This is a genomic window from Streptomyces sp. NPDC102274 (assembly GCF_044766385.1).
Classification (GTDB): Bacteria; Actinomycetota; Actinomycetes; order Streptomycetales; family Streptomycetaceae; genus Streptomyces.
Genome location: NZ_JBIWLW010000003.1, coordinates 176,583 through 184,093, shown reverse-complemented (window position 1 = coordinate 184,093; position 7,511 = coordinate 176,583). Strand labels below are relative to the sequence as shown.

Sequence of the window (7,511 nt, the reverse complement as noted above, 5' to 3'; positions counted from 1 at the left end):
CGCTCCACCACCCCTCCCCCCCCCCCCGACATCCCGTGGTCGCCCCGCCGCCGTGTCCCGGGCCACCCGCGGCCCAAGTTCCCTACGATCCTGTGGGGGCCCCCCCCGGGCGGGCCCCCCCCCCCACCACCGGAAGGGGTGAATGCACGTAACTTTCCCGTACCGGTAGCGTTCTGTCGCGCTACGGAACAGGGCAGCTACACGTGGTCAGGCCACGGCCATGCCCTCGGCGGGCGCGGGGTGGGTCCTCCGGGCCGAGCGGCGGGCCGCGGCGAGCGCCGGATCGAGCGCGGGCACGGCGGCCAGCAACTGTTGGGTGTACGCCTCCGAGGGCGTCCCGTACACCTCGTCGACCGTGCCCTGTTCCACGATCCTGCCGTCGCGCATGACGGCGACCCGGTCGCTGACCCGCCGTACGACGGCGAGGTCATGGGCGATGAAGACGAGCGCCAGGCCCAGCTCGCGCTGGAGTTCCGCCAGCAGCGCGGTGACCTGCGCCTGAGTGGTCACATCCAGTGCGGAGACGGGCTCGTCGCAGACGATGAGCCGCGGCTCGGCGGCCAGCGCCCGCGCGATCCCGACCCGCTGGCGCTGCCCACCGCTGAACTCGTGCGGATACCGGTCATACCGGTCGGGATCGAGCCCGACCCGGTCGAGCAGCTCCCGTACGCGCGCGACGAGCCGGCCCTCGTCGAGCACCCCGGCGGCGCGCAGCGGATCGGCCACGGACTCACCGACCGAACGGCGCGGATTGAGCGAGGAGACCGGATCCTGGAAGACCATCTGCAACTCACGCCGGTAGGGCCGCAGTTCCTTCTCCGACGCCGTCGCGATCTCCGTACCCCGGTAGCGCAGCCCTCCGGCCGACGGGTCGAGGAGCCGCACCAGCATCCGGCCGAGGGTGGTCTTGCCGCTGCCGCTCTCCCCGACGATGCCGAGGGTCTCGCCGGGGCGGACGGTGAGCGACACCCCGTCCACGGCGGTGACGATCCGCCGCCCCCGCCGGAACTCCCGCCGCAGGTCGACGGCTTCGAGCAGCGGTTCGCCCGTGGGCTTCGGGGAAGAATCCCGCGCCCCCTCCCGCGCCCCCTCACCCACCCCCGTCCGCGGCGCGCCGAGCGGCACGTCGCGCGGTGTGCCGAGCGGTGTGTCCACGCGCGGCACCGCCGCCAGGAGCGCGCGCGTATAGGTGTCACGGGGTGCTCCCAGCACCTCGCCCACCGGCCCGCGCTCCACCTCCCTGCCGTGCCGCATGACCAGCACCTCGTCCACGCTCTCCGCCGCGACCCCCACGTCATGGGTGACCAGCAGCAGCCCCATGCCCGTCTCGTGGCGCAGATCATGGAGGAGATCGAGGATCTGGGCCTGGACGGTGACGTCCAGGGCGGTGGTCGGCTCGTCCGCGATCAGCAGCCGCGGCTCGCAGGCCAGCGCCATCGCGATCAGCGCACGCTGGCGCATGCCGCCACTGAACTCGTGCGGCCTGGCCCCGGCCCGGCGCGCCGCGTCCGGGATGCCGACCCGGTCGAGGACCTCGACGGCCCGTGCGCGGGCGGCCCGCCGCGTGGCGTCCGTATGGACCCGGTAGACCTCGGCGATCTGGTCACCGACCGCGTAGTACGGGTCCAGGGACGACAGCGGGTCCTGGAAGACCATCGCGGCCACCGCGCCGCGCAGCGCGCGCAGTTCACGGTCGGAGGCGGCTCCCACGTCCGTACCGCCGACCCGTACCGTCCCGCCGACGCGCGCGCCGGTCCCGCGATGCAGACCGAGCAGCGCGCCCGCGACGGTGCTTTTGCCACTGCCCGACTCGCCGACCAGGCCGATCGCCCGCCCGGCGGCGAGCTCGAACGAGAGCCCGTCCACCGCCCGTACGGTCCCGGCCCCGCCCGGCTCCCCGGTCGGGAAGTCGACGGTGAGGTCCTCCACGAGGATCAGCCGCGCCGCCGCATCCGTCGTATCCGCCGTATCCGCCACATCCGTCGCGTCCGCGGCATCCATCGCATCCATCGCATCCGTCACAGGAGAGCCACCCTTCGGTCGGCGGCGGCATAGAGCAGATCGGCCACGACATTCGCCAGGACGACGGCGGTGCCGGTCACCAGCACCACCCCCACCACCACCGGCACATCGACCACCCGTACCGCGTCGACCAGCGTCTTGCCGATGCCGGGGATGCCGAAGAGGGTTTCGGTGAGTACGGCGCCGCCCATCACCGTGCCGAGGTCGTTCGCGTTGAGCGCGATGACCGGCGGTACGGCGCCGCGCAGCGCGTGCCGCCCGACCACCGCCCGTTCCCCGACGCCATATGCACGAAACGTGCGGATATGGTCCTCGGCCAACGTCTCCAGTGTCGAACTGCGCGTCAGCCGCGCGTATTTGGCGCTTTCGAAGAACCCGAGGGTGAGCCAGGGCAGCAGCAGGTTCCACGCCCACTGCTCGGGGTCCTGGGTGAGCGGTACGTACGACGGGAACGGCAGCCAGCGCAGATACGCGCAGACCGCCATCAGAAGCAGCAGCCCCAGGATGAAGACGGGCATGCCGGTCCCGGCGAGGGTGAGCACGGTCAGCGCGCGCTCGGTGACACCGCCGCGCCGCAGCGCGGAGAGCAGGCCGGTGCCCACCCCGATGACCAGCCAGATCACCATCGCGCCGAGCGCGAGGGAGAGCGTCGCGGGCACCCGCTCCAGGATCAGCTGGGTGACCTGCTGGTCGGTCTTGTACGAGAAGCCGAGGCAGGGCGCGTCGCAGTGCAGTACGGCCGTGCCGGTCGAGTAGTCCCGCCCGGCGAAGATTCCCTGGAGGAAGTGGCCGTACTGCGTGACCACCGAGGCGTCCAGACCGAGCCGCTCCCTCACCTGCGTGACCTGCTGGGTGGAGCACCGCTCACCGCAGGCGAGCCTGGCCGGGTCGCCCGGCGCGAGATAGAAGAGCGCGTAGATGACGACGGAGAGCACGAGCAGGACAAGAAGCGCGCCTCCGAGCCGTTTGAGCAGATAGCGCGTCATGAGGCCGTTTCCTTGTACGAGGCCGTTTCCTTGAGCGGGGTGGCGGCGGTGCCGTCCGTGCGGGCGCGGCGCCCCGCGCGTGTCCCGACCCGCAGCCGGCCGGCCTCGCGCGGATCGAGCGCCGTGCGTACCGCGTCCCCCAGCACGGTGAAGGCGAGCACGGTGACGAACAGCAGTCCGGCGGGGAGCAGTACGTACATCGGGTCCGCGCGGAACCAGGTCTGCGCGGTCGACAGCATCTGTCCCCAGGACGGCGTCGGCGGCTTGACCCCGACCCCGAGGAAGGACAGCGACGCCTCGATCACGATGTTCGAGGGGAGCAGGATCGCCGCGTAGGTGATGACGGGCGCGGCGAGCGAGGGCAGCAGCTCGCGCCGCGCCACCCGTACCGGCCCGGAGCCGCCGAGCCGGGCGGCGGCCACGAAGTCGAGCTGCTTCAGGGTCAGCGTCTGCGCCCGTACGATCCGGGCCGTACCGCCCCAGTTGAGCAGTCCGATGACCAGGATCAGCAGCAGGGGGCGCGGGAAGTCCGCCGGTACGACGGCCGTCAGGGCGATGGCGAGCACCAGCATCGGCAGCGCGACCATCACGTCCGTGACCCGGCTGAGGAAGGTGTCGAGCAGCCGGTTGCCGAGCCCGGCGGCGAGGCCGATCACGACCCCGATCAGCACCTGGACGACCGTGGCGCCGACGGCGACCAGCAGCGAGACCTGGGCCCCGTACAGCAGCCGTACGAACAGATCCCGTCCCGTGCCGGGTTCCACCCCGAGCCAGTGGTCCCCGCTCACCCCGCCGAAGGAGCCGATCGGCACACCGCCGCGCGCGGAGTCCACCAGCGCGTCGTGGTACGAGTTCGCGTCCTGGCCCTCGATCGCGGCGAGCAGGGGCGCGGCGAGCGCCAGCAGCACGAGCAGGACGAGGACGCCCCCGGCCACCACGGCCGAGGGGCGTCCACGCAGCCGCCGCCACACCTGCCGGGCGCCCGAGGCGCCCGCGGTAACGGCGGTGCTCACGCGACCGCGACCTGCGAGATGTCGAGAACGCCGGTCCAGTCGCTGATCACGATGTTCTTGACGTCCTTGCCGTACAGCCGCTTGTAGACCGGGTGGAAGAGCGGGACGTCGAGCGCCTGCTCACCGATCTTCTTGTCGAGGGCGCCCCAGCGCTTGGCCGCCGCGCCCAGATCGGTCAGCTTGTTGATCTCGTCGATCTCCTTGTTGACCGACGGGTCGTCGAGCTGCGCGTGGTTGAAGTTCGAGCCGTCCTTGACGATCTGGCGGCCGTCGAAGATCGGCGCCAGGAACGGTCCGCCGGACGGCCAGTCCGCGCCCCAGCGGGAGAGGAAGAAGCCGGGCGAGTCCTTGACGCTCCAGCGCGCCTCGTTGAACGCGTTGGGTTCGAGGCCCTGGAGCTTGACGGTGATCCCGGCCTGCTTCAGCGACTCCTGGACGGCGGTGGCGACCTCGGGGCTGGTCTCCCTGTTCTGCGCGGTGGAGTGGGTGAGCGAGATCGTCAGACCGTTGGCGTAACCGGCCTCCTTCAGTAGCGCCTTGGCCTTGGCCGGGTCACCGGTCTTCCCGGCCGGGAAGTGGTCGTAGGGCGTGTACCCGAAGGCCGGCTGGTCGGGGAGGAAGGTGGTGGCGGGCTCGGCGAGCGCGGAGCCGCCGGCCGCGTTGATGACGCTGGTGCGGTTGATGGCGTACGAGATCGCCTGGCGCACCTTGGGGTTGTCGAACGGCTTCACCTTCGGGTTGAAGGCAAGGTAGTTGGTGTAGCCGAAGTGTCCGGTGCCGACGCGCGCGGCGAGCGACTTGTCGCTGCCGATCTGGGCCAGCTCGGCGGGCCCGAGGTTGGTGTCGGTGGTGATGGCGGCGGCGTCGGCGCCCGAGCTGGTGGAGAGCCGCTGGTTGATGACGGCGGCGTCGAGCCCGGCCTTCACGTCGATGGTGTCGGGGTAGGCGTGGCGCTCCTCGTCGGTCTTCTCCGACCAGTGCGAGTTGCGCTCCAGGACCACGTGCTGGCCGTCGCCCTCGTTCTTGACGACCTTGTACGGACCCGAGGAGACGGGGTGCTCCTCGTACCGGGCGCCGGTGTCCTTCGCCTTCGGCACCGGCGCGAACTGCGTCTGGGTGGCCACGAACGGGAAGTCGCCCTCGGGCTTGTTGAGCTTGAAGACGATGGTCCTGGCGTCGGGCGTCTCGATGGAGGCGAGGCCCTTCTTGTCCTTGTACGGGCCCTCGTAGTCGGCGCCGCCGATCAGCCAGTCGCGCAGATAGGGGGCGCCGCCGGAGAGCTCGGCGGCGAAGGAGCGCTCGATGCCGTACTTGATGTCGGCGGTGGTGATGGGCGTGCCGTCCTCGAACTTCAGCCCCTCCTTGAGGGTGTACGTCCACTCGGTGGCGTCCGCGTTCGGGCGCCCGGTGTCGGTGGCGAGGTCGGGGACGACCTTGGTGCCGGCCGCGCCGTTCTCGCGGTCGCGGGTGGTGAGCGTACGGAAGACCAGCGAGGGGACGTTTCCGCCGCCGGAGGTGTAGAGCCTGGCCGGGTCGAAGTCGGTCTGGGCCTCGGTGTTGAGCACCGAGAGCGTGCCGCCCTTCTGGGGCTTGCCCGTGCCCGTGCCGTCGGCCTTGGCATCGTTGTCCTGAGGACCCGCGCAGGCGGCGGCGCCCGCTGCCACGACCAGGCTGACGGCTGCCGCGGCCACGCGGCGGGATATGACGGACGGTTGACGCATCGGATGAGGCCTCTCGGTGAGCTGCGCGGACAGGGCGCAGACAGAACGGGACAAAGGACACTGAGCGCCCTGGAGTCCGCGCAGGCGAGAGCGGCGGAGAGGAGAACGGGAGACCGGCACGGCACGCCTGCGTACGGAACACATACGCCCGGACGCGGAGATGCTCGGCGGAAGAAGAGGGCCGGCGCGCGCTCGGGCAGGCGTCAGCGACAGTGAATGTCGGCCACGCACAGCGCGGTCACACCGATGAGCGTCAGCTCAATGGCGGTGTGGCCGGGGGCGGCGGCGCGGCGGGGCGACATGCCGAGAAATATGAACGACCCCACGTGCGATGTCAACGCGGGATGAGGCGACTATGAGACGGCATCTCAAGTACTGGGAAAGACCCAGGGATTCGGCTTGCACTTGATCCCCTCGATGTCCAGCGACTTGGTCTGCTGCTGCATCACCGGAGCGAGCGCCCCGGGCGTGCGGCAGCTCACATGGTTGTGTCCGAGCCGGTGCCCGACCTCGTGGTTGATCAGCATCTGCCGGTAGCCGAGCATCGCCTTGGCGCCGAAGGTCTCCGCGCCCCGCGCCCAGCGGAAGGCGTTGATCATGACGCGGTCGGTCGAGGCCGAGTCGCAGGACACGTTGTCGACGGTCGTGTCCAGACCGGACTTGGCGCACCAGACGGCGGTGGTCCCCGGGCTCGCCAGCGTGATCACGAAGTCGTCCTCGCCGCTGGAGATCCGTTCGAAGGTCATGGCGCCGTTGTGGGCCCAGCTCCGGTTGTCGTTCAGGGTCTTCTGGACGGCTTCGGCGAAGAGCTCGCCGTCCAGTCCGAGCCCCTTCTCGATATCCACGCGGTAGCGGAACTTCTGCCCCTTGCCGGGCGCCTTGGCGAGTCCGGGTACGGCAGTGAAGTCGCCCGAGGCCGTCAGCTTCGGATCGAGCGGGAACTGCCGTGTCATCAGCTGCGCGTAGGTGGCGGGCGGGGCAGCCGCGGCGGGGGACCGTGTCGGGGTGGGCCGGCCCTCGGAGCGCGAGGACGCGTCGCTCCCACTGGTGCGCTCGGCGCCGTCGGCGGCGCGCGCACCGGCCGTTTCCGTACCGCCGTCGGTGACCTGCCCGGCCACGACGACCGCGAGGACGGTGGTCACCGCCGCGGCGGCGATCCCGGTGAGCGTACGTCCCTTGCCGCCTCTGGCGGGCTCCGCCTGGTCCGGCTCGGTGTCCCCGGCGCCGCCGGGGTCGTCGGCGCCGCCGTCCCGGGCACCGGTGGGGTGCGGGTCGGGCGCGCCGTCCTCCGAGACGGCGGTACGCGACGACGGGGCGCCGAAGGCGTCGAACGCGTCGTCGTCGAACGCCTCGATGAACTCACGCCGAGGTCCCGGGATACGCGGAGCGGCGGGCGCCGGAGCCGTGGGCGCCGAAGTCCCGGGCGTACGCGGCTGCTTGGGCGGGGCCGGGGCGCGCGGAGCGGAGTCTGCGGAGTCGCGCGTATCGCCGTGGCGCCGCTCACCGCCCCAGCCGCCGCCGGCCTCACGCTGCTCGGGGTGACCGCCGCGCACCTGCGGCACGCCGTGCGCGGGGGTGGCGTACGCCGGGCCGGCGTGCTGCTGCCGCGCGTCCGTGTCCCGGCCGTCCGTGTCCCGGCCGTCCGCCGCACGCCCGCGCCGTCCGTTGCCGGATCCGGCCTGTGCCGGGTCGGGTTCGCCCGCCGCGGCCGGGGCCGCGGACCGCGCGCCCCGGGGTACGGGGCCCTTGCGGCTGTGTCGTCCCACGCC

Annotated in this window: 6 protein-coding genes; all 6 read right to left on the bottom strand. The window is 71.9% G+C overall.

Going from position 1 to position 7,511, the window contains the following annotated elements; translation table 11 throughout:
- Positions 1-207 precede the first annotated feature (207 nt).
- Entirely contained in the window at positions 208-2,010 is a 1,803-nt protein-coding gene (locus ACIRQP_RS05405) for a dipeptide ABC transporter ATP-binding protein (RefSeq protein WP_403884372.1), read from the bottom strand.
- Positions 2,011-2,018: 8 nt separating this feature from the next.
- Positions 2,019-3,008, bottom strand: a complete 990-nt coding sequence (locus ACIRQP_RS05400) for an ABC transporter permease (protein WP_403883782.1) — start codon at positions 3,006-3,008, stop codon at positions 2,019-2,021.
- Positions 3,005-4,021, bottom strand: a complete 1,017-nt coding sequence (locus tag ACIRQP_RS05395) for an ABC transporter permease (RefSeq protein ID WP_403883779.1) — start codon at positions 4,019-4,021, stop codon at positions 3,005-3,007. The genes ACIRQP_RS05400 and ACIRQP_RS05395 overlap by 4 nt, the downstream gene beginning before the upstream one ends.
- On the bottom strand, positions 4,018-5,742 hold the full coding sequence (locus ACIRQP_RS05390) for an ABC transporter substrate-binding protein (RefSeq protein ID WP_403883776.1): 1,725 nt from the start codon (positions 5,740-5,742) through the stop codon (positions 4,018-4,020). Before ACIRQP_RS05390 ends, ACIRQP_RS05395 begins: the two co-directional genes overlap by 4 nt.
- A gap of 203 nt (positions 5,743-5,945) precedes the next feature.
- Positions 5,946-6,044: an Ms4533A family Cys-rich leader peptide gene (locus ACIRQP_RS05385; protein WP_403883774.1), complete on the bottom strand. Its 99-nt coding sequence runs from the start codon at positions 6,042-6,044 to the stop codon at positions 5,946-5,948.
- 66 nt (positions 6,045-6,110) lie between these two features.
- Positions 6,111-7,508 carry a DUF3152 domain-containing protein gene (locus ACIRQP_RS05380; RefSeq protein ID WP_403883771.1) on the bottom strand — a complete coding sequence of 466 codons (1,398 nt, stop codon included), beginning with the start codon at positions 7,506-7,508 and terminating at the stop codon, positions 6,111-6,113.
- Positions 7,509-7,511 lie beyond the last annotated feature (3 nt).